At 72.0% G+C, this 19,367-nt stretch carries 15 protein-coding genes; 10 read left to right on the top strand and 5 right to left on the bottom strand.

Going from position 1 to position 19,367, the window contains the following annotated elements:
• Nucleotides 1–91: 91 nt before the first annotated feature.
• Entirely contained in the window at nt 92–817 is a 726-nt protein-coding gene (locus ACIQWR_RS02300; protein ID WP_404004415.1) for a TetR/AcrR family transcriptional regulator, read from the bottom strand.
• Between the two features lie 156 nt (nt 818–973).
• Between ACIQWR_RS02300 and ACIQWR_RS02295 the strand changes: the two genes are divergently transcribed.
• From ACIQWR_RS02295 to ACIQWR_RS02275, 5 genes are all read left to right on the top strand, one after another.
• Complete coding sequence (locus tag ACIQWR_RS02295) at nt 974–2,776, top strand: glycoside hydrolase family 3 protein (protein WP_404004413.1); 1,803 nt, start codon at nt 974–976, stop codon at nt 2,774–2,776.
• Nucleotides 2,777–3,001: 225 nt separating this feature from the next.
• A complete protein-coding gene (locus ACIQWR_RS02290; protein WP_404004411.1) occupies nt 3,002–3,781 on the top strand; it encodes a spermidine synthase in 780 nt (259 codons plus the stop codon).
• A gap of 82 nt (nt 3,782–3,863) precedes the next feature.
• Nucleotides 3,864–4,613: a response regulator transcription factor gene (locus tag ACIQWR_RS02285; protein WP_354382789.1), complete on the top strand. Its 750-nt coding sequence runs from the start codon at nt 3,864–3,866 to the stop codon at nt 4,611–4,613.
• Entirely contained in the window at nt 4,610–5,677 is a 1,068-nt protein-coding gene (locus ACIQWR_RS02280) for an ATP-binding protein (protein WP_404004408.1), read from the top strand. Before ACIQWR_RS02285 ends, ACIQWR_RS02280 begins: the two co-directional genes overlap by 4 nt.
• Before the next feature lie 270 nt (nt 5,678–5,947).
• Entirely contained in the window at nt 5,948–9,841 is a 3,894-nt protein-coding gene (locus tag ACIQWR_RS02275) for a multifunctional oxoglutarate decarboxylase/oxoglutarate dehydrogenase thiamine pyrophosphate-binding subunit/dihydrolipoyllysine-residue succinyltransferase subunit (RefSeq protein ID WP_404004406.1), read from the top strand.
• Nucleotides 9,842–9,928: 87 nt separating this feature from the next.
• On the opposite strand, the gene ACIQWR_RS02270 is transcribed toward ACIQWR_RS02275, so the two are convergent.
• Nucleotides 9,929–10,165 carry a hypothetical protein gene (locus ACIQWR_RS02270; RefSeq protein ID WP_404005019.1) on the bottom strand — a complete coding sequence of 79 codons (237 nt, stop codon included), beginning with the start codon at nt 10,163–10,165 and terminating at the stop codon, nt 9,929–9,931.
• 165 nt (nt 10,166–10,330) lie between these two features.
• On the opposite strand from ACIQWR_RS02270, the gene ACIQWR_RS02265 reads away from it, so the two are divergent.
• The 5 genes from ACIQWR_RS02265 to ACIQWR_RS02245 all read left to right on the top strand — a co-directional run bounded on the left by ACIQWR_RS02265 (nt 10,331) and on the right by ACIQWR_RS02245 (nt 13,612).
• Entirely contained in the window at nt 10,331–10,579 is a 249-nt protein-coding gene (locus tag ACIQWR_RS02265; RefSeq protein ID WP_404004404.1) for a hypothetical protein, read from the top strand.
• Nucleotides 10,545–11,075 carry a DUF6879 family protein gene (locus ACIQWR_RS02260; protein WP_404004401.1) on the top strand — a complete coding sequence of 177 codons (531 nt, stop codon included), beginning with the start codon at nt 10,545–10,547 and terminating at the stop codon, nt 11,073–11,075. Before ACIQWR_RS02265 ends, ACIQWR_RS02260 begins: the two co-directional genes overlap by 35 nt.
• Before the next feature lie 31 nt (nt 11,076–11,106).
• Nucleotides 11,107–11,955: a helix-turn-helix domain-containing protein gene (locus tag ACIQWR_RS02255; protein ID WP_404004399.1), complete on the top strand. Its 849-nt coding sequence runs from the start codon at nt 11,107–11,109 to the stop codon at nt 11,953–11,955.
• Nucleotides 11,956–12,286: 331 nt separating this feature from the next.
• Nucleotides 12,287–12,436 carry a hypothetical protein gene (locus ACIQWR_RS02250; RefSeq protein ID WP_404004397.1) on the top strand — a complete coding sequence of 50 codons (150 nt, stop codon included), beginning with the start codon at nt 12,287–12,289 and terminating at the stop codon, nt 12,434–12,436.
• Between the two features lie 6 nt (nt 12,437–12,442).
• Nucleotides 12,443–13,612 carry a protein-L-isoaspartate(D-aspartate) O-methyltransferase gene (locus ACIQWR_RS02245; protein WP_404004394.1) on the top strand — a complete coding sequence of 390 codons (1,170 nt, stop codon included), beginning with the start codon at nt 12,443–12,445 and terminating at the stop codon, nt 13,610–13,612.
• A 12-nt stretch (nt 13,613–13,624) separates the two neighbouring features.
• Here ACIQWR_RS02245 and fxsT read toward each other — a convergent pair whose 3' ends face one another.
• From fxsT to ACIQWR_RS02230, 3 genes are all read right to left on the bottom strand, one after another.
• Entirely contained in the window at nt 13,625–16,627 is a 3,003-nt protein-coding gene (gene fxsT, locus ACIQWR_RS02240) for an FxSxx-COOH system tetratricopeptide repeat protein (protein ID WP_404004392.1), read from the bottom strand.
• A 74-nt stretch (nt 16,628–16,701) separates the two neighbouring features.
• A complete protein-coding gene (locus tag ACIQWR_RS02235) occupies nt 16,702–17,985 on the bottom strand; it encodes an HEXXH motif domain-containing protein (RefSeq protein WP_404004390.1) in 1,284 nt (427 codons plus the stop codon).
• Nucleotides 17,982–19,274, bottom strand: coding sequence for an FxsB family cyclophane-forming radical SAM/SPASM peptide maturase (locus ACIQWR_RS02230; RefSeq protein WP_404004387.1), 1,293 nt, complete (start codon nt 19,272–19,274; stop codon nt 17,982–17,984). Before ACIQWR_RS02230 ends, ACIQWR_RS02235 begins: the two co-directional genes overlap by 4 nt.
• Nucleotides 19,275–19,367: the final 93 nt, after the last annotated feature.

The following is a 19,367-nucleotide window of genomic DNA, read 5'->3' as shown; positions in this document are numbered from 1 at the left end:
GCCACGGCGGAGGCCAGCCCGACCCAGCCCGCCCCGGGGGCACCTCCCAGCGGTAGCCGGGGGAGATCAAGGGCAAGCCCGGCCCCGCCGCCTAGGCGGGGACGTACGGCCCCAGGCCCGCGCCGCCGGTCGAGATGCCGCGCAGCAGCCGGTCCAGGAAGGCGTGCAGCAGGACGGGCATGTCCACGGCCCCGGGCGCCAGGATCCACTGGATCTGGAGGCCGTCCATGACGGCCAGGGTCTCGCGCCCGGCCGCCTCGCAGTCGGTGTCGGCCCGCAGCTCCCCGCACGCGACGCCCGCTTCCAGCAGGGCGACGGTCCGGTCGAGCACCCGGGCGTAGCGCTCGGTGAAGTACGCGTGCGCCGGGTGGCCCGGGTTGCCGGATTCGCCGACGAGGGTCTGGAACATCCGGACGATGCCGGGCCGCCGGGCGTTGTCCGCGGCGAGGGCGACGACGGTGGCGAAGTAACGGGCCACCGCCCCCTCGTCCGCGGGGACGGCGCCCCCGTCACGGCCGCCGGGCGGGTCCGTGAAGAGCCGTTCCACGTCGTGCAGCTCGCTCTGGGCGAGGACGCAGAGCAGCAGGTCCTCCTTGCCCCGGAAGTGGTGCAGCAGCCCGCCCTGGGTGATCCCGCAGTCGTTGGCGATGCGGGCGAGGGAGGAGGCGTGGAAGCCCCACCGCGCGAAGTGGTCCACGGCGGTGTCGAGGATCTTCTGGCGCCGGGCGTCGCCCACGGCGTAGGTGCCCCGGGCCGCGGCGGCCCCGCCCGCGCCCTTGCGGGCCGTGCGCCCCTGCTCCCGTGCTGCTGCTGCCATGCGGACCACCCTAGTGCGGCCCCCTCGGGGCTTCTCGGGCCCTCCCCGGGCCGAGGGGCCAGTGACCCAGGTCACTTCCGAATACCTAGTGGGTACAAGGTTTTTGCGCTTGGCTGGACGCGTCCGCCCGCCTCCCAGCCCACGCCGGAGTACCCCGTGCCGCTTCCCCAGGCCCCCCAGGACCCCCAGCACCCGTACCAGGACGCCGGCCTGCCCGTCGAGCGGCGCGTCGAGGACCTGCTCTCCCGGATGACCCTGGAGGAGAAGGCGGGCCAGCTCTTCCACTCGATGCTGATGATGAACGCCGACGGCACGCCCGTCACGGACACCGACGGCTCGATGCTCCCGCACACCACGCCCGAGCTGATCGGCGAGCGGCTGCTGACCCACTTCAACCTGCTGGGCACCTACGGCGCCCGCGAGATGGCGCTGTGGCAGAACTCCGTCCAGGAGATGGCCGCCGCCACCCGCCTCGGCATCCCGGTCACCCTCTCCACCGACCCGCGGCACGCCTTCACCGACAACATCGGCGCCTCCTTCAACTCCGGCGCCTTCTCCGCCTGGCCCGAAGCCCTCGGCCTCGCCGCGATCGGCGATCCCGAGCTGGTGCGCGCCTTCGCCGACACCGTGCGCCGCGAGTACCTCTCCGTGGGCTTCCGGGTCGCCCTGCACCCGCAGATCGACCTGGCCACCGAGCCCCGCTGGGCCCGCCAGACGGGCACCTTCGGCTCGGACGCCGAGCTGACCGGCGAGCTGGTGCGGGCGTACGTGGGCGGCCTCCAGGGCGAGCGCCTGGGGTCAGAGTCGGTCTCCGCGATGGTCAAGCACTTCCCCGGCGGCGGCCCGCAGAAGGACGGCGAGGACCCGCACTTCGCCCACGGCAAGGAGCAGGTCTACCCGGGCGGGATGCGCGAGCACCACCTGGAGCCCTTCAAGGCGGCGATCGCGGCCGGATGCGCGCAGATGATGCCGTACTACGGCCAGCCGATCGGGACCGACTGGGAGGAGGTGGGCTTCGGCTTCAACAAGGGCGTCGTCACCGGCCTGCTGCGCGAGGAGCTCGGCTTCGAGGGGATCGTCTGCACCGACTGGGGGCTGCTCACGGACTCGGTGATCTTCGGCGAGGTCCACCCGGCACGCGCCTGGGGGCTGGAGCACCTGTCCGTCGCCGAGCGGGCGGCGCGGGCCCTGGACGCGGGCGCGGACCAGTTCGGCGGCGAGCAGTGCCCCGAGGTCGTCGTGGAGCTGGTGCGCTCCGGGCGGATCGCCGAATCCCGGATCGACGCCTCCGTACGGCGCCTGCTGCGGGAGAAGTTCGTCCTCGGCCTGTTCGAGAACCCGTACGTCGACCCCGACCTCGCCGAGGCCACGGTCGGCCGGGCCGACTTCACCGCGCTCGGCGCGGCGACCCAGCGGCGCTCCCTGACCGTCCTGACCAACCGGGACGCCTTCCTGCCGCTGGCCGGCCGGCCGAAGCTGTACGTCGAGAACGTGGACCCGGCGGTGGCGGCGGCGTACGGGGACGTGGTCGCCGACCCGGCCGGGGCGGACCTGGCGGTGCTGCGGCTGCGCACGCCGTACGAACCCCGCGAGAACGTGTTCGAGTCCTTCTTCCACTCCGGCTCGCTGGCCTTCCCGGAGCCGGAGCTGGCCGGGATCCTCGGCCTGCTCGACACCGTGCCCACGTTGGTGTGCGTCAACCTGGAGCGGGCCGCCGTACTCCCGGAGATCGCGGAGCGGGCGGCGGCGCTGATCGCGGACTACGGCGCGGCCGACGCGGCGCTGCTGGACGTGGCCTTCGGGCGGGCCGAGGCGCAGGGGCGGCTGCCGTTCGAACTGCCGCGGTCGATGGCCGCCGTGGCCGCGTCCCGCCCGGACGTGCCGAACGACACGCTGGACCCCGTCTTCCCCGCGGGCCACGGCCTGCGCCTGCCGGGCGTGTCCCCCGCCGGGGGCTGACCGCGGCCCGGCCGACCCCGACGGCCCGCCGGACCTGACGGACCGGCTCCGGACCTGACGGACGTGCCGGACCTCGCGGACCTGACAGACCCGAAGAACCTGACGGACCTCGCGGACCTCGCGGACCTCGCGGACGTGACGAACGATGCCCCGCCGGTGGAACCCCCGCCGGCGGGGCTTCGTTGTGGGATCGAGTGACCGTCCGGTCACGGAGAGGATCCGCCCGTGTCAGCCTTCGTCTCCTCCGCCTCCCCCGTCTCCTCCGCCTCCCCCACCGGCCCCACCGCCCCCGACACCGCCCCCGTCACGATCGACCGCCGCCAGGGCCCGTACGGCGAGGTCGTCCTGCGCCGCCGCGGCGGGACGTACGAGATCATCGCCAACGGCTGCTTCCTCATGGACACCTCCGACGGGCGCTCCGAGCGCCTGCTCGTCGACGCCGCCCGGCTCGCCCTGACCGGCTCCTCCGGGACGACCGGGACCGGGGCGACCGGCGACGCGGCACCGGCAGCGCGTCCGGCCCTGCTCATCGGCGGGCTCGGGGTCGGCTTCTCGCTGGCCCACGCGTCCGCCCGGGGCGATTGGGGGCGGATCAGCGTGGTCGAGCGGGAGGAGGCGGTCATCGACTGGCACCGCGGCGGGCCGCTCGACGCGATCTCGGGCCCGGCCCTGGCGGACCCGCGCGTCGAGATCGTCCGGGCGGATCTGATCGCGCACCTGCTCGATCCCGCCTCCGGGCCCTACGACGCCCTCTGCCTGGACATCGACAACGGCCCCGATTGGACCGTGACCGAGGACAACCGCGGGCTCTACGCCCCGGCCGGACTGGCGGCCTGCCGGGCCCGGTTGACCCCGGGCGGGGTGCTCGCCGTATGGTCCGCACAACCGTCCGCACTGTTCGAGCACGCCTTGCGGAATGCCGGATTCAGCTCGGTACGGACGGAAGAGGTGCCGGTTGCCCGAGGTGTCCCGGACGTCGTGCACCTCGCCCTGAACCCCTCGTAGCCGAGGCCCTGCGCCTCCTCTACGCTGCACCCCAACACGCGGGATCTTCACGGGTCCCCCGTCGGACTATCCGGGGCGGGACATGGATCAGACACACACCACCCACAACGGGGCCGCGGCGTCACCCGCCACCCCCGGCGCACAACGGCGGGTGCTCGTCGTCGAGGACGACCGCACGATCGCCGAGGCCATCGCCGCCCGGCTGCGCGCCGAGGGGTTCCAGGTGCAGACCGCGGCGGACGGGCCCTCCGCCGTCGCGGCCGCCGAGAGCTGGCTGCCGGAGCTGCTCGTGCTCGACGTGATGCTGCCCGGCTTCGACGGGCTGGAGGTCTGCCGGCGGGTCCAGGCCCAGCGGCCGGTACCGGTCCTGATGCTCACCGCGCGCGACGACGAGACGGACCTGCTGGTCGGCCTCGGGGTCGGCGCCGACGACTACATGACCAAGCCGTTCTCCATGCGCGAGCTGGCCGCCCGGGCGCACGTCCTGCTGCGCCGCGTGGAGCGGGCGACGATCGCCGCCCACGCCCCGCGCGGCTCGACGCTGCGCCTCGGCGACCTGGAGATCGACCACGCGCAGCGCAGGGTCCGGGTCCAGGCGGAGGACGTGCACCTGACGCCGACCGAGTTCGACCTGCTGGTCTGCCTCGCGGGCACCCCGCGCGCGGTGCTCTCGCGGGAACAGCTGCTGGCGGAGGTCTGGGACTGGGCGGACGCCTCCGGGACCCGCACGGTCGACAGCCACATCAAGGCCCTGCGCCGCAAGATCGGCGCCGAGCGGATCCGTACGGTCCACGGCGTCGGGTACGCCCTGGAGACCCCGGCGCAGCCGTGAGCGGGCGGCTGCCCGGGCCCGGGCTCAGGCCCTACTCGCCGTTCTCGATCAAGACCAAGCTGGGCACCCTGGTGGTGGTCTCGGTCTTCATCACCACGGGCCTGCTGATGGTGGCCATGCGCACGGCCACCGAAGTCCGCTTCATCACGGTCTTCTCGGTGATCGCCTCGATGCTGATCACCCAGTTCGTGGCGCACAGCCTGACCGCGCCGCTGGACGAGATGACCACCGTGGCCAAGGCGATCTCCCACGGCGACTTCACCCGCCGGGTGCGCGGCTCGGGCCGGCGCGACGAGCTGGGCGACCTCGCCGCGACGATCAACCTGATGGCCGACGACCTGGAGGCGGTGGACCGGCACCGCAAGGAGCTCGTCGCGAACGTCTCCCACGAGCTGCGCACCCCCATCGCGGCCCTGCGCGCGGTGCTGGAGAACGTGGTGGACGGGGTCTCGGCCGCGGACCCCGAGACGATGCGCACGGCGCTCAAGCAGACGGAGCGGCTCGGGCGGCTCGTGGAGACCCTGCTGGACCTGTCCCGGGTGGACAACGGGGTGGTCCCGCTCAAGGCCCGCAGCTTCGAGGTGTGGCCCTACCTGTCGGGAGTCCTGAAGGAATCGGGTCTGGCGGCGGCCGGCCGGCCCGGGCTGAGCACCGGCTCCGGCGGGCACACCCGCAACGACGTGCACCTGCACCTGGACGTCTTCCCGCCCGACCTGGCGGCCCACGCGGACGCGGAGCGGCTCCACCAGGTCGTGGCGAACCTGATCGACAACGCGGTCAAGCACAGCCCGCCGCACGGCCGGGTCACGGTCCGGGCACGGTCCGCGGAGGGATCGGGGAGCCTGGCGCTGGAGGTGATCGACGAGGGCCCGGGCATTCCGGAGTCGGAGCGGCTGCGGGTCTTCGAGCGCTTCAACCGGGGCAGCGCCCGGGGCGGTGACGGCGGCACGGGACTCGGCCTGGCGATCGCCCGCTGGGCCGTCGGCCTGCACGGAGGCCACATCGGCGTGGCCGAATCTCCTCGTGGTTGCCGGATCCTTGTCACACTTCCGGGCAGCTCGTAGGTAGCGTGTTGACGTAGGGTTCGAGTGGGAAGGACATGATCTCGGCCACATCGGCCCGGGGTCCGTCAGGGGTGCGAAGCCAGGGGGCCGCAACCTGGGTGACCCCTACCCGAACCACGCTTGTTTCCCGCCATTCCTACCGGCGAAACCCGCCGTTCGATGTGACCTGCACGACGGAAGTCCCGCCCGGTCTGCATCTGACCGCCGGGGAGGCGTAGCCTTTATTCCCGCTGTCCATACCTTGTGAAGCGGAAGAGGGCGGTTGCCGCCGTGTCGCCACAGTCCCCCAGTAACTCGAGCACCACGACCGAATCAGCAGAGAGCGGGAAGACCCCTGCCTCAGGCTTCGGCGCGAATGAGTGGCTCGTCGACGAGATCTATCAGCAGTACCTCCAGGACCCGAATTCGGTAGACCGGGCCTGGTGGGACTTCTTCGCCGACTACAAGCCGGGTGGCGTAGCCGCCGCGGCCAAGGCGGAAGAGCCCCAGAAGTCCCCGACGACGGACGGCGCCTCCGCACAGGCCGCCCCCGCCGCCGTGGCCCCGCAGGCCGCCGACGCCGCCACGGGGGCGGCGCTCGCCGCGCCGACCCCCGCCGCCGCGCCCACGCCCGTGTCAGCTCCTGCCCCTGCTCCTGCCACCCCCTCTGGTGCCCCTGCTGTGACTGTCACCTCCCCGGCCCCGGCCGCCGCACCGGCCGCGCCCTCCGCTCAGGCACCGGCTCCGGCCGCCGCCGCCGCCCCCTCCGCTCCCGCCGCCGCCAAGGCCGCGCCCGCCGCCGAGGCCCCCGCGGGCCCCGAGCTGGTGACGCTCCGCGGCCCCGCCGCGGCGGTGGTCAAGAACATGAACGCCTCGCTGGAGGTGCCGACGGCCACGTCCGTCCGCGCCGTCCCGGTGAAGCTGCTGTTCGACAACCGCATCGTCATCAACAACCACCTGAAGCGCGCCCGGGGCGGCAAGATCTCCTTCACCCACCTCATCGGCTACGCGATGGTGCAGGCCATCAAGGCCATGCCGTCCATGAACTACTCCTTCACGGAGAAGGATGGCAAGCCGACCCTGGTCAAGCCGGAGCACATCAACTTCGGCCTGGCGATCGACCTGGTGAAGCCCAACGGCGACCGCCAGCTCGTCGTCGCCGGCATCAAGAAGGCCGAGACCCTCAACTTCTTCGAGTTCTGGCAGGCCTACGAGGACATCGTCCGCCGGGCCCGCGTCGGCAAGCTGACGATGGACGACTTCACCGGCGTCACCGTCTCGCTGACCAACCCCGGCGGCCTGGGCACCGTCCACTCCGTGCCCCGCCTGATGCCCGGACAGTCGGTCATCATGGGCGTCGGCTCGATGGACTACCCCGCCGAGTTCCAGGGCACCTCGCAGGACACCCTGAACAAGCTGGGCATCTCCAAGGTCATGACGCTGACCTCGACCTACGACCACCGCACCATCCAGGGCGCGGCCTCGGGCGAGTTCCTGCGCGTCGTCGCGAACATGCTGCTCGGCGAGAGCGGCTTCTACGACGACGTCTTCGAGGCGCTGCGCATCCCGTACGAGCCGGTCCGCTGGCTCCGGGACATCGACGCCTCGCACGACGACGACGTCACGAAGGCCGCCCGCGTCTTCGAGCTGATCCACTCCTACCGGGTCCGCGGCCACGTCATGGCCGACACCGACCCGCTGGAGTACAAGCAGCGCAAGCACCCCGACCTCGACATCACCGAGCACGGCCTCACCCTGTGGGACCTGGAGCGCGAGTTCGCGGTCGGCGGTTTCTCGGGCAAGTCGATGATGAAGCTCCGCGACATCCTCGGCGTGCTGCGCGACTCGTACTGCCGCACCACCGGCGTCGAGTTCATGCACATCCAGGACCCGAAGCAGCGCCGCTGGATCCAGGACCGCATCGAGCGCCCGCACACCAAGCCGGAGCGCGAGGAGCAGCTGCGCATCCTGCGCCGGCTGAATGCCGCCGAGGCCTTCGAGACCTTCCTGCAGACGAAGTACGTCGGCCAGAAGCGCTTCTCCCTGGAGGGCGGCGAGTCGGTCATCCCGTTGCTCGACGCCGTCATCGACTCGGCCGCCGAGGCCCGCCTCGAAGAGGTCGCGATCGGCATGGCCCACCGCGGCCGCCTGAACGTCCTCGCGAACATCGTGGGCAAGTCGTACGCGCAGATCTTCCGCGAGTTCGAGGGCAACCTCGACCCGAAGTCGATGCACGGCTCCGGCGACGTCAAGTACCACCTGGGCGCCAACGGCACCTTCACCGGCCTGGACGGCGAGCAGATCAAGGTCTCGCTGGTCGCCAACCCCTCGCACCTGGAGGCGGTGGACCCGGTCCTGGAGGGCGTCGTCCGCGCCAAGCAGGACATCATCAACAAGGGCGGCACGGACTTCACCGTCCTGCCCGTCGCCCTGCACGGCGACGCGGCCTTCGCGGGCCAGGGCGTCGTCGCCGAGACGCTGAACATGTCGCAGCTGCGCGGTTACCGCACCGGCGGCACCGTCCACGTCGTGATCAACAACCAGGTCGGCTTCACCGCCGCCCCGGAGTCCTCGCGCTCGTCGATGTACGCGACCGACGTGGCCCGCATGATCGAGGCGCCGATCTTCCACGTGAACGGCGACGACCCGGAGGCCGTGGTCCGCATCGGACGCCTGGCCTTCGAGTTCCGTCAGGCGTTCAACAAGGACGTGGTCATCGACCTCATCTGCTACCGCCGCCGCGGCCACAACGAGTCCGACAACCCGGCCTTCACGCAGCCGCTGATGTACGACCTGATCGACAAGAAGCGCTCGGTGCGCAAGCTGTACACCGAGTCCCTCATCGGTCGCGGCGACATCACCCTGGAAGAGGCCGAGCAAGCGCTCCAGGACTTCCAGGGCCAGCTGGAGAAGGTCTTCGCGGAGGTCCGCGAGGCCGCCACGCAGCCCGCCGTCGCCGCCCCGGCCGTCGTGGCCCCGGCCGCCGGCTTCCCGGTGACCGTGAACACCGCGATCTCCCAGGAGGTCGTCAAGCGGATCGCCGAGTCCCAGGTCACCATCCCCGAGGGCGTCACCGTCCACCCGCGTCTGCTGCCGCAGCTCCAGCGCCGCGCGGCGATGATCGACGAGGGCACCATCGACTGGGGCATGGGCGAGACCCTGGCCTTCGGTTCGCTGCTGATGGAGGGCACCCCGGTCCGACTGTCCGGCCAGGACTCCCGCCGCGGCACCTTCGGTCAGCGGCACGCGGTCCTCATCGACCGGGAGACGGGCGAGGACTACACCCCCCTCCTGTACCTGTCGGACGAGCAGGCCCGCTACAACGTCTACGACTCGCTGCTCTCCGAGTACGCGGCCATGGGCTTCGAGTACGGCTACTCGCTGGCCCGTCCGGACGCGCTGGTCCTCTGGGAGGCCCAGTTCGGTGACTTCGTCAACGGCGCGCAGACCGTCGTCGACGAGTTCATCTCCTCCGCGGAACAGAAGTGGGGCCAGACCTCCGGCGTCACGCTGCTCCTCCCGCACGGCTACGAGGGCCAGGGCCCGGACCACTCGTCCGCGCGTCCCGAGCGCTTCCTCCAGATGTGCGCGCAGGACAACATGACGGTCGCGATGCCGACCCTGCCGTCGAACTACTTCCACCTGCTGCGCTGGCAGGTCCACAACCCGCACCACAAGCCGCTCATCGTCTTCACCCCGAAGTCGATGCTGCGCCTGAAGGCCGCGGCGTCGAAGGCGGAGGAGTTCACCACCGGCGGGTTCCGCCCGGTCATCGGCGACGCCACCGTGGAGCCGAACGCGGTCCGCAAGGTCGTCTTCTGCGCGGGCAAGGTCTACTACGACCTTGAGGCCGAGCGGGAGAAGCGCGGCATCACGGACACCGCGATCATCCGCATCGAGCGGCTCTACCCGCTCGCGGGTGCGGAGCTCCAGGCCGAGATCGCCAAGTTCCCGAACGCGGCGAAGTACATCTGGGCCCAGGAGGAGCCGGCGAACCAGGGTGCGTGGCCGTTCATCGCGCTGAACCTGATCGACCACCTGGACCTGGCCGTCGGCGCCGAGGTCCCGGCCGGCGAGCGCCTGCGCCGCATCTCGCGTCCGCACGGCTCGTCCCCGGCCGTCGGCTCCGCCAAGCGCCACCAGGCGGAGCAGCAGCTGCTGATGAACGAGGTCTTCGAGGCCTAGTCGCTGCCGCTGAGCCGAGCAAACCAAGGAAGGCCCGGCCCCCTCGGGGGCCGGGCCTTCCGGCGTCCCGCCGACCTGCGGTCAGGCCTACTTCGCGGGATTCAGGACGTTGCCGTTGGTGCAGTGGTTGAAGGTGTTGCCGTTCCACGCGCCGCCGACGGGGACGACGGCCAGCTCCTGGAAGCAGACGGCGGCGGCGGTGAAGCCCCAGTTGTTGGCCGCGTTGACTCCGCTGCCGAAGTTCGAGTCGTTGTCGGCGTGGGCGGGAGCGGCGAGGGCGACGCTCGCGAGAACCAGGCCCGCGGTGGTGATCATCTTCTTCATGCCCGCCCAACGACCCACCCACCCCACCGTCACGGCCCGTCACCCGGCCGCCGACCCCACTCCGTACGACTCAACTGTCATGGCTGGTTGCCGTCTTGACGCTACCGGCCGAGAGGGGGATGGTCGTGCAATCAGGTGCAACCCCCCTCACTGTGGGAGGTAGTCATGGCCCTAGTGTTCATCGCGAAGGACCCCGATACGGACGAGCGGAACTGTCCGACCGTGTGGGTGGACGTAGAAGCGGAAGAGATGCTGTTCCAGGGGTGGAAGCCTGATGAGGCGAGGTTGGCCGAGTGCCTGCTGACTGGCCCCATCCCCGACGGCGAAGGAGTGGTTCGGCTGCCCCTGCGCATGGTGGCCGCGATCAGGAAGGCGTGCGATGAAGCAGAGCGGGCCGGCGTTCGACTTCGATGAAGTGCTAGCCCGGAGCACCCGCTCCGCTGTGCATCTCGAGTTGCGCGACTCCTACGCGGTCGACAACGAGACGGGGCGCTACGCCGAGTGGAAGGCGGGCAAGCGTCACGACCCGGACGACCGCTCGTCATGGTGGCGCTCCTGGCACTCGCTCGTGACGGAGACCGTTGCCCGCGGCGTCGTGGTGCGACGGGCTCGGATCGTCTCCGAGCCGGTTTCGGAGTACATCCGGTTCGAGTACGACGGCACGTTCATGAACGTGGCGGCGGGTGAGCTCGTGCGCTGGCTACCGCGACGGCAGGCGTCCGACCTGGCGTTGCCCGGAAACGACTTCTGGGTATTCGACGGCGGGCTCGTTCGCTTCGGCCACTTCTCAGGAGACGGTGAATACCTCGGCGAGGAGTGGACACAAGCACCTGCCGTTGCCGAGCTGTGCTCGTCCGCCTTTGAGGCGGTGTGGCGACGCGCCACGCCACACGAGGATTTCAAGGTCTGACGACTCGATTCCCACCCTGGATAGCTAGCTCATGCCCGTATCCCCATCGTCCAGTGCGCAGGCTGCCCGCGAGGCACTTGCCGCACGCCTCGGTGACCTGCGCTTGGATGCGGGACTCACAGGACGCGAGCTAGCTTCCCGGGCCGGCTGGAGCACGGCCAAGGCATCCCGGATCGAAAACGCCAAGACCCCGCCATCAGACGCCGATATCAAGGCGTGGTGCATCGCTTGTGGTGCGGCGGACCAGACTGCCGATCTGATCGCGGCAAACCGCTCCGCCGACTCCATGTACGTCGACTGGCGCCGGAAGCAGCGAACGGGGCTACGCAGACTTCAGGAATCCGCGGTTCCCCTGTTCGAACGAACGCGACGTTTTCGCGTCTACTGCTCCAACGTCGTCCCCGGACTGATCCAGACGGATGGGTACGCACGGGCACTCCTGACGTCGATCACAGAGTTTCGCCAGATTCCCAACGACGTGGAACAGGCAGTCGAGGCGCGCATGGCCCGATCCCACGTGATCCGCGAGGGGGACCACCGCTTCGCGCTGATCATTGAGGAAGACGTCTTGTACTACAGCTTCGGCGACGCCGAGGTCATGGCTGGTCAGCTCGGTTACCTACTGGCTGTCATGTCGCTGCCGTCCGTCTCGCTGGGAATCATCCCCCGCACCACCCCCCGCCGTATGTGGCCGATCGAGACGTTCATGGTGTTCGATGACGAGCGCGCAGCTGTGGAACTGCTATCGGCAGACGTGACGGTCACAGCGCCGTCCGAAGTCGCCTTGTACATAAAGGCCTTCAGTGAACTGGCGGACATGGCCGTCTACGGCGGACGTGCCCGTGCACTGGTGACCGATGCCATTACCTCGCTCGGGTAACTCGCGTGCAATCTCGTGTAACAACGTAGCTAGCCCCCCTCTGCTGCTCCTAGCGTGATTGTCATCCGGTAGGCAACGCGGAGGGGTGTGGCATGGCGACGGCAGCGCAACAGGAGACAGCACCGACTGGTCCGCGCGAACCGGTGCCCGTGCCGGGGTGCGGGGTCTGTGACGCGCTCGACAGGGATCGTGAGATCGCGTGGGCGGTCGGGAACATGTCGGCCGTGGCCGTGCAGAACGCGGAGCTGGGGAACCACCCGCACGACCGACCCGCCCAGGTTGCCGTGATCGGGACGGGCATCGGGTTCGCGGAGTGAAAGGGGAGAAGATCATGGGTGGTCAGCACGGTGGCGGGACCGGATCCGGTCAGGGTGGCAGTCAGCAGGACGACGGCAGCAGCGGCCGCGGGCACGGTGGCGGCGGTACGGACACGGGGAGCGGCGGTAACAGCTCCGACGGCTCCGGCCCCGCGAAGAAGTAGCGCCGGATGACCGTACGCGAAGAGGAAGCGGGCCCTTCGGGGCTCGCCTTCGCGCTCGTCGCCTCGGGCGCCTTGCGATCCGACTGGCTGCCGACGTACCGGGCAGTGCCGCGGGAGGCGTTCGTACCGGCCCGCGTGTGGCCCGGTATCCCGTCCGGGACGGAGCAGAACCCCTTGGTCGACCGTGCGGCGGACCCCGAGGGATGGCTCGCAGCGGTGTACTCGGACATTCCGCTGACCACGCAATGGGACGACGGAATGCACAGTGGGGATGGCCTCGGGCGGACCCCGAGCAGCTCCAATTCCCAGCCGAGCATGGTGTTCGGCATGCTGGCCGATCTCGACGTCCAGGATGGCGACAAGGTCCTGGAGATCGGTGCGGGCACGGGCTGGAACGCCGGGCTCCTCGCCCACAGGCTGGGCTCCGAGCACATCGCCACGATCGAGTGCGACCCCGAGGTGGCCCGGGGCGCGGGGGCGAACCTTCGCGCCGCGGAGCTGTCCCCCCTCGTGATCGTGGGGGACGGCCGGGCCGGATACGCCGGCGGAGCACCGTACGACCGGGTGATCGCCACGTGCGCCGTCGGCAAGGTCCCCTACCCGTGGGTGGAGCAGACGGTCGCGGGCGGACTGGTCGTCGCTCCGTGGGGAACGGAGTACGGCGGCGAGGCCGTCGTCCGGTTGACCGTGGGCGAGGACGGTACCGCCAGCGGACACTTCACCCGTTCCAGTGCCTTCATGCGGCTACGGCAGCAGCGAACCGACCGGCCGACCCATGAAGACCACTTCCACGGCCGACAGTGGCCCGCGGGCGGCCGCAAGACCGTCACCCGCCTCTCGCCCACCGAAGTCGGTGGGTGGGTCGAACAGTTCGCGATCGGGCTGCGGGTGCCCGGCGTGTTCTGGAGCACCGAGCCGTACGAGGACGGCGGCTACACGCTGTGGACGTACAGCCTGGACGCCCGGTCATGGGCGACGGCCGATTACGAGCCGGGTGCCACGGAGTACGCGGTGGTCCAGTCCGGTCCACGCCGGTTGTGGGACGAGACGGAAGCGGCCCACCGGTGGTGGACGGATCGGGGCCGACCCGGATTCGAGCGGTTCGGGCTCACCGTGGACAGCGCCGGGGAACGCGCCTGGCTGGACCGCCCGGACGACCTGATCCGCCCCCAGTAGGAGCGACCCGGCCTACGGTTGGGGTTCGAAGTCCCAGTAGGGGCGGACCCGTTGGCGGGCCGAGACCGTGTGGACGTGTTGGGTGCCCAGGGTGCGGGTCAGGGCCTTGAGGGCGTCGTCCTCGTTCTTGCGGGACTCGTCCGTCTGCTGGAGCGCACGCAGGTCGGCCGCCAACGCGATCTGCGCGCTCAGCGCCATCGGATGGTCCGGCCCCAGCACCCGCTCCGCCGTCCGCAGCGTGTCCCGGCTGAGGCGCACGGCGTCGTCGAGCCGCCCGGTGATGTTGCGGCAGCCCGCCGCGTTCAGGGCGCTGCCCAGGGTCCAAGGGTGCCGCTCCCCGAGCGCGCCCCGCATCCCGACGAGGGCCTGCTCGCACAGGCTCAGGGCCTCCTCCCGCTCGCCCTGGGCCCGGAGCACCAGCCCCAGGTTGCCGACCGTGCCGATGCTGTACGGGTGGGCCAGGCCCAGCTGTGACTGGTAGCCCCGGACCACCGCCTCGGAGATCCGCCGGGACTCCTCGATGTCCCCGTACTCGCGCAGGTAGGTGGCGTAGTCGGAGGCGACCATCAGGGTCCACGGGTAGTCGGCGCCGAAGACCCGGGTGGCGCGTTCCCAGACGGTCCGCAGCCGGGTGCCGGCGCCGGGGATGTCCCCCGAACGGCGCAGGCACAGACCGAGGTTGTGCTCCGCGCGCAGGGTCTGCGGGTGGTTGACGCCCAGGATCTGCTTGTTGAGCTTGACTCCCTGTTCCTGCCGGGTCTGGGCCTCCCGGTAGCGGCCCATCAGCCGCAGGCCCATGGCGCAGGCGATGCCGGAGGAGAGGGTGGAGATGTGGTGCGAGCGCAGCACCCGCTCGCGGCGCCGCAGGGTCTCCAGGTCGAGGTCGTAGGCCTCCTGGTAGCGGCCCAGCAGCCGGTAGGTGGCGGCGAGGTTGTTCTGGGCGTTGAGGGTGGTGGAGTCGTCCTCGCCGAGGAGCTCGCGGTAGGTGGTCAGGCAGTGCTCGAAGAGGGCGCGGGCCGGTTCGAACTTGGCGATGCACAGCAGGACGCCGCCGTAGGCGCTGGTGGCCCGCAGGGTCTCCAGGTCGCGGTCGCCGCGCTCGTCGACGAGCCGGTCCGCGACGGCCTTGGTGAGGGTCTCGGCGCGCCGGAACAGGCCGAGGTTGCGCAGCGCCCCGCCGTATTGGTAGCTCAGCTCGCGCACCCGGTCGTGGTCCTCGCCGAGCATGGACCGCCAGGCCAGGTCGGTCTGTTCGCACAGCCGCAGGCAGCTGCGGTACTCCCCGGCCAGGATCAGGTAGCGCAGGCAGCGCAGCAGGAAGGACTGGATCCGCGGGTTGGTGCTGGTGAGCACCCCGGCGGTCTCCAGGTGCGGGATGAGCTCGGCGTACCTCGGCCAGAGCCGGGAGTCGGAGGGCCGCCCGGGGTCGGCGGCGGCCAGGACCTGGCGGACGGCGCGGGAGAGCGGTTCGGCCTCGTCCTCGGAGAGGTTCTCGCGGACGATGCCGTGCACCATCCGGTGCAGTTGGACGGTCTCCAGGCCGCCGCCGCCCTCCTCGACGGGCAGGTCGGAGTACTCCAGGCGGACGACGGAGAACTGCACGAGCTTGTTGAGGGCCGCGTTCCAGCGGATCTGGTCGTTGATCAGCCCGGCGAGCTGCTCGGGCACGTCGTCCGCGGGGAACTCGCCGAGCAGGCGCAGCGGGACCGGGCCCGGCGCGAAGAACACGAACAGCCGCAGCAGGGCCAGGGCGTCGGGGAAGTTCTCGCGGACGTTGTTGAGGAGTATGGCGAGCGCGGTCGGGAAGGGCAGCGGGTAGTCGTCGGAGACGGCGACCGCCTCCCGGGAGTCCAGCCTGCGCCGCAGCAGCGCGAGGTAGTCGCCCACGCTCAGCGGGGAGTCGGCGAGCCAGCCCGCGGTCTGGTCGAGGGCGAGCGGGTAGTCCTCCAGCGCCTCGGCGAGCTGGTCGGCCTCGTCCCCGGTGAGGCGGCGGGCGCGGCGGCGGATGAAGGTGATGGACTCGGGGCGGGCGTAGAGCGGGACTTCGACCAGGCTGGTGTGCCGGTTGCCCCACTCGCGGTTGCGCGAGGTGATGATGACGTCGCCCGCGCCGCCGGGCAGCAGGTCGGTCAGGTCGTCGGGGTTGTCGCACCCGTCGAAGACCATCAGCCAGCGGTTGAAGGGGGAGCCGCGGCGCAGCGCTTCGAGGACGGCCCGGATCTGCTCGCCGTAACTGCCCGCGCCGCGCGGCAGCCCGAGGGCGGGCGCCAGGTCGGCGAGCCGCTCGCGCAGGGTGGGCCGGTCCTCGGCGGGCACCCACCACACCACGTCGTACTCGGAGGCGAAGCGGTAGGCGTACTCGGTGGCGACCTGCGTCTTGCCCACGCCGGACAGTCCGAGCAGGGTGACCGTGGCGGCGCCGGGGGGTGCCTCGGTCAGGGCGGCGCGGAGCTTGCCGATGACGTCGTTGCGGCCGGTGAAGCGGGGGTTGCGGCGCGGGACGCGGCCCCAGATCTCGGGCGGGTCGTTGGGGAAGCGGGGGCCGCGGCGGCCGGTCTCGGTGCCGATCCGTTCGGTGGGCAGCTCCAGCCTGCGCAGCACCCGGTACTCGGCCTCGTAGGCGTCCAACCCCCACAGGTCGGTCTTCTCCAGCGCGGCGACGGCGCTGGGCAGCGGGGCGTCGGTGAGGCAGACGGCGGCGAACCGGTCGGGGTGGGCGGCGGTGACCGTGCGCAGCGCCGTGTTCCATTCCTCGTCCGTGTGGGTGCCCGCGGAGAAGTACCGCTCGCTGAGGACGACCAGGACCCGGCCGCCGCCGCGGGCGAGGTCGTCGAGGGCCTCGTCGAGGCCGGAGCTGTTCTGCGGGTCCCAGCGCTGGAGGGCGACGCGGTGGCCGTGCTCCTCCAGCCGGTGGGCGATCCACACGGCCCAGGGGCGGTTGAACCCCGCGAAGCTGATGACGAAGCGCTGTGGCTGCGCCGCTGTGTCGCGGTCGTGGCGACTACCGGTGGTCATGCGGCCGTCTCCCTGGAATCCGGGCGGTGGACGGGGTTGAAAAGGTACCGCAGGTGACGGGGGCTCAGCCCTCCTCAGGACGCGGCGAATGCGGCGAGTTCGGGGTGGTCCTCGCACCAGGCTCGACGGTCGTGGTCGATCGCCCGGCGCGCGACGGCCTGCTGGTCCCCCGGCGGCGGCAGGTCGTCCATGGCGGCTTCCGCCGCGGCCATGCCGGCGGTGAACTCCCTTCCGGTGACCGTGAGTTCGCGGGCGCCCTGGAGGACGGGGAGGACCGCGGCCACCTGGGCCCGGTAGCGGGCGTGCCGGGCCCAGGCCCCGCGGGCGCCGTAGAGGGCGGCGCGCTGCCAGTAGCCGGCCAGGGCCAGGTGGGCGTACGCGCCGTGCAGCAGTCCCTCCAACGGGCGGGGGTCGGCGCGCCAGGGGGCCCAGTAGCAGGGGGTGCGGTCGGCGGTGTGCAGCGTGAGGACGTCCGCGAGGGCGGTCAGCTTCCCGTGCTGGACCTCGTGGACGAGGGTGGCGGCGAGCGCGGGCGGGGCCTGGCCGCGGACCAGGACGGATCCGGCGGCGGCGGGCAGGGTGGCGCCGGTGGAACGGGCCCCGCCGGCCAGCGGGACCAGGGTGCGCAGGAGTTCGCCGATCTCGCCGGCCCGGGTGGAGTCGTAGCGCTCCAGCAGGGTGAGGGCGCCGGTCCACTGGATGTCCCAGCGCCGGTGCCCCTTGGGGGTGAGCCGGCGGGCGGGGCGTACGGACGCGGAGTGGCCCAGGGCCCGGTACGGGTCGAGGTCGTCCAGGGCGGTGCGGCCGCCCGGCAGGCCGTGCAGGGCCAGGACGGCGGGGTCGGCCGGGTCCCAGGAGCGTTCGGTGAGCGCGACGGGCCCGGGGCGGGCGGGGCGCAGCAGGCCGAGGGTGGGCAGGACGAGGCGGCCGTGCAGCGGGCGCAGGGTGAGCTTGAAGTCGACTCCGGCGCGCAGGGCCGCGGCGGCGGCGAGGGCCCCGAGGTGCGCGAGGTCGGGGGCGGGTCCGTGGGGCGCGTGCAGCCGGCGCAGGGTCTCCTCGGCCCACGCCCCGGTCGCCGGGTAGTGCAGCACGTCGCGCACCGCGCCGGGGTCGTGCCGCTCGGCCTCCTCCAGCAGGGCCCAGTGCTGGCCGGTCTCCCCGTCGGCTCCGCCGGGGGCGGCGTCGAGCACCCCGCGCAGCAGGACCAGGCGCTTGGAGCGGCGGATGTCGCGGACCAGCCGGGTGCCCTCGGCGCCGGGTTCGGTGGAGGAGAGGGCGCGCAGCAGGTGGGAGGTGACGGAGAAGCCGGGGAGCGGGTCGGGGGCGGCGGGCGCGGCGCCGGGGGCGGGGCGGGTCACGAGGCGGCCCGCTCGGGGCCGCGCGCGGTGGCGGCGGTCGGCGCCGCGGTGGCGGCCGTGGCTGTGGCGGCGTGGTGCAGGGCCGCCGCGATGTGCCGGATGAGCACCTGGAGGTCCTCGCAGTACACGGAGGGGTGTCGGAAGCCCCGGCCGGGCCGGTAGCGGTGCGGGTAGTGGCCGCCCCCGCACACCTCGACGAGTTCGCAGGAGCGGCAGCCCGTGGTGAGTGCGGCCCGGCCGAGCTGGCGGGCGGCCAGCCCGGGGTGGTCGAGGAGTTCGTCGAAGCTGTGGCTGTCCAGGGTCATCCCGGTGGCGGCGGCGCCCTCGTAGGCGGACTTGAGGGAGTCGGCCTGTTCGATGCTGCCGTCGGTCTCGATGACGGCGGTGGTGACCGGGGCCAGGCCCAGGGATTCGTTGGCGGCGGGCAGTCCGAGCAGCAGGGCGATGATCTCCTCGAAGAGCCGGATGCGGGTCCGGCGCACCCCGTCGTGCCACCAGCGCTCGAAGACGGCGGTCAGCCAGTCGGCGTACGGGGTGGTGCCCGGGGCCGCGCCGGGCGGCGGGTCGGCCCAGTTGGCCAGGGGTAACAGCAGCCCGATGGTGGGCGGCGCGAAGGCGAGCAGCGAGGCGTACGTCTCCACCGGGTCCTGGTCCACGTCCACCACGCACAGCACCCCGGCGTAGCTCTCCGGATGCCGGGCCAGCAGGCGCAGGCCGCGCGCGGCGGCGGCGAAGCCGGGGCGCCCGGCGTGGTCCACGCGCCGGGCGTTGTGCGCCGGGAGCCCCCCGTCGAGGCTGACGCCGACCCGGATCCCGGCGGCCGCGAGCGCCTGGAGCCTGCCCCGGGTGAGCAGGGTGGCGTTGGTCTGCACGGTGGCGGTGACCCGGGTGCGCGGGGAGCGGCGGGCGAGGGCCGCCCGGACCGCCTCGACGGGCGCGGCGAGGCCGGCGGGCGGGGTCAGCAGCGGCTCGCCGCCGTGCAGGACGAGGTCGACCCGGGTCAGGGCGTGGGCGGCGGCGTGTTCGGCGATCCGGTCGGCGGCGCGGGCGGCGGTGGCGGCGGGCATCGCCACGGGTTGGGCGCGCCAGCCCTGGTCGGCCATGGAGTAGACGTAGCAATAGGTGCAGGCGAGGTTGCAGCGGCTGCGCGTCTTGAGGACGAACTGGCGCAAGGGATAGGGGCGGTGGCCCGCGGCGCGGAGCGCGGGGACATCGAGCCGGGTGTAGGGCCAGGGCGCGTGGACGCGGTGCGCGGGCAGCACGGCGTCGCGCGTGGTCGTCTGCCTCATTCGACTGTTCCTCCCGCTGCGGACGGTCCATCCCTGCCCGGTGGATGTGTACGGCTAACGGCGGAAAGTGGTCAACCAGGGGGCGTTTTCTGC

The sequence above is a fragment of the Streptomyces sp. NPDC098789 genome, assembly GCF_044759975.1.
Lineage (GTDB): Bacteria > Actinomycetota > Actinomycetes > Streptomycetales > Streptomycetaceae > Streptomyces.
The sequence above is the reverse complement of the archived record's forward strand: the minus strand, read 5'-3'. Positions and strand labels throughout refer to the sequence as shown.

Excerpts from the sequence above, each read along its gene's own strand:
- ACIQWR_RS02255 (WP_404004399.1), top strand. The coding sequence starts at position 11,107 with ATGCCCGTATCCCCATCGTCCAGTGCGCAGGCTGCCCGCGAGGCACTT.
- ACIQWR_RS02270 (WP_404005019.1), bottom strand. The coding sequence starts at position 10,165 with ATGAAGAAGATGATCACCACCGCGGGCCTGGTTCTCGCGAGCGTCGCC.
- ACIQWR_RS02250 (WP_404004397.1), top strand. The coding sequence starts at position 12,287 with ATGGGTGGTCAGCACGGTGGCGGGACCGGATCCGGTCAGGGTGGCAGT.
- ACIQWR_RS02230 (WP_404004387.1), bottom strand. The coding sequence starts at position 19,274 with ATGAGGCAGACGACCACGCGCGACGCCGTGCTGCCCGCGCACCGCGTC.
- ACIQWR_RS02300 (WP_404004415.1), bottom strand. The coding sequence starts at position 817 with ATGGCAGCAGCAGCACGGGAGCAGGGGCGCACGGCCCGCAAGGGCGCG.
- fxsT (WP_404004392.1), bottom strand. The coding sequence starts at position 16,627 with ATGACCACCGGTAGTCGCCACGACCGCGACACAGCGGCGCAGCCACAG.
- ACIQWR_RS02265 (WP_404004404.1), top strand. The coding sequence starts at position 10,331 with ATGGCCCTAGTGTTCATCGCGAAGGACCCCGATACGGACGAGCGGAAC.
- ACIQWR_RS02245 (WP_404004394.1), top strand. The coding sequence starts at position 12,443 with ATGACCGTACGCGAAGAGGAAGCGGGCCCTTCGGGGCTCGCCTTCGCG.
- ACIQWR_RS02260 (WP_404004401.1), top strand. The coding sequence starts at position 10,545 with ATGAAGCAGAGCGGGCCGGCGTTCGACTTCGATGAAGTGCTAGCCCGG.
- ACIQWR_RS02285 (WP_354382789.1), top strand. The coding sequence starts at position 3,864 with ATGGATCAGACACACACCACCCACAACGGGGCCGCGGCGTCACCCGCC.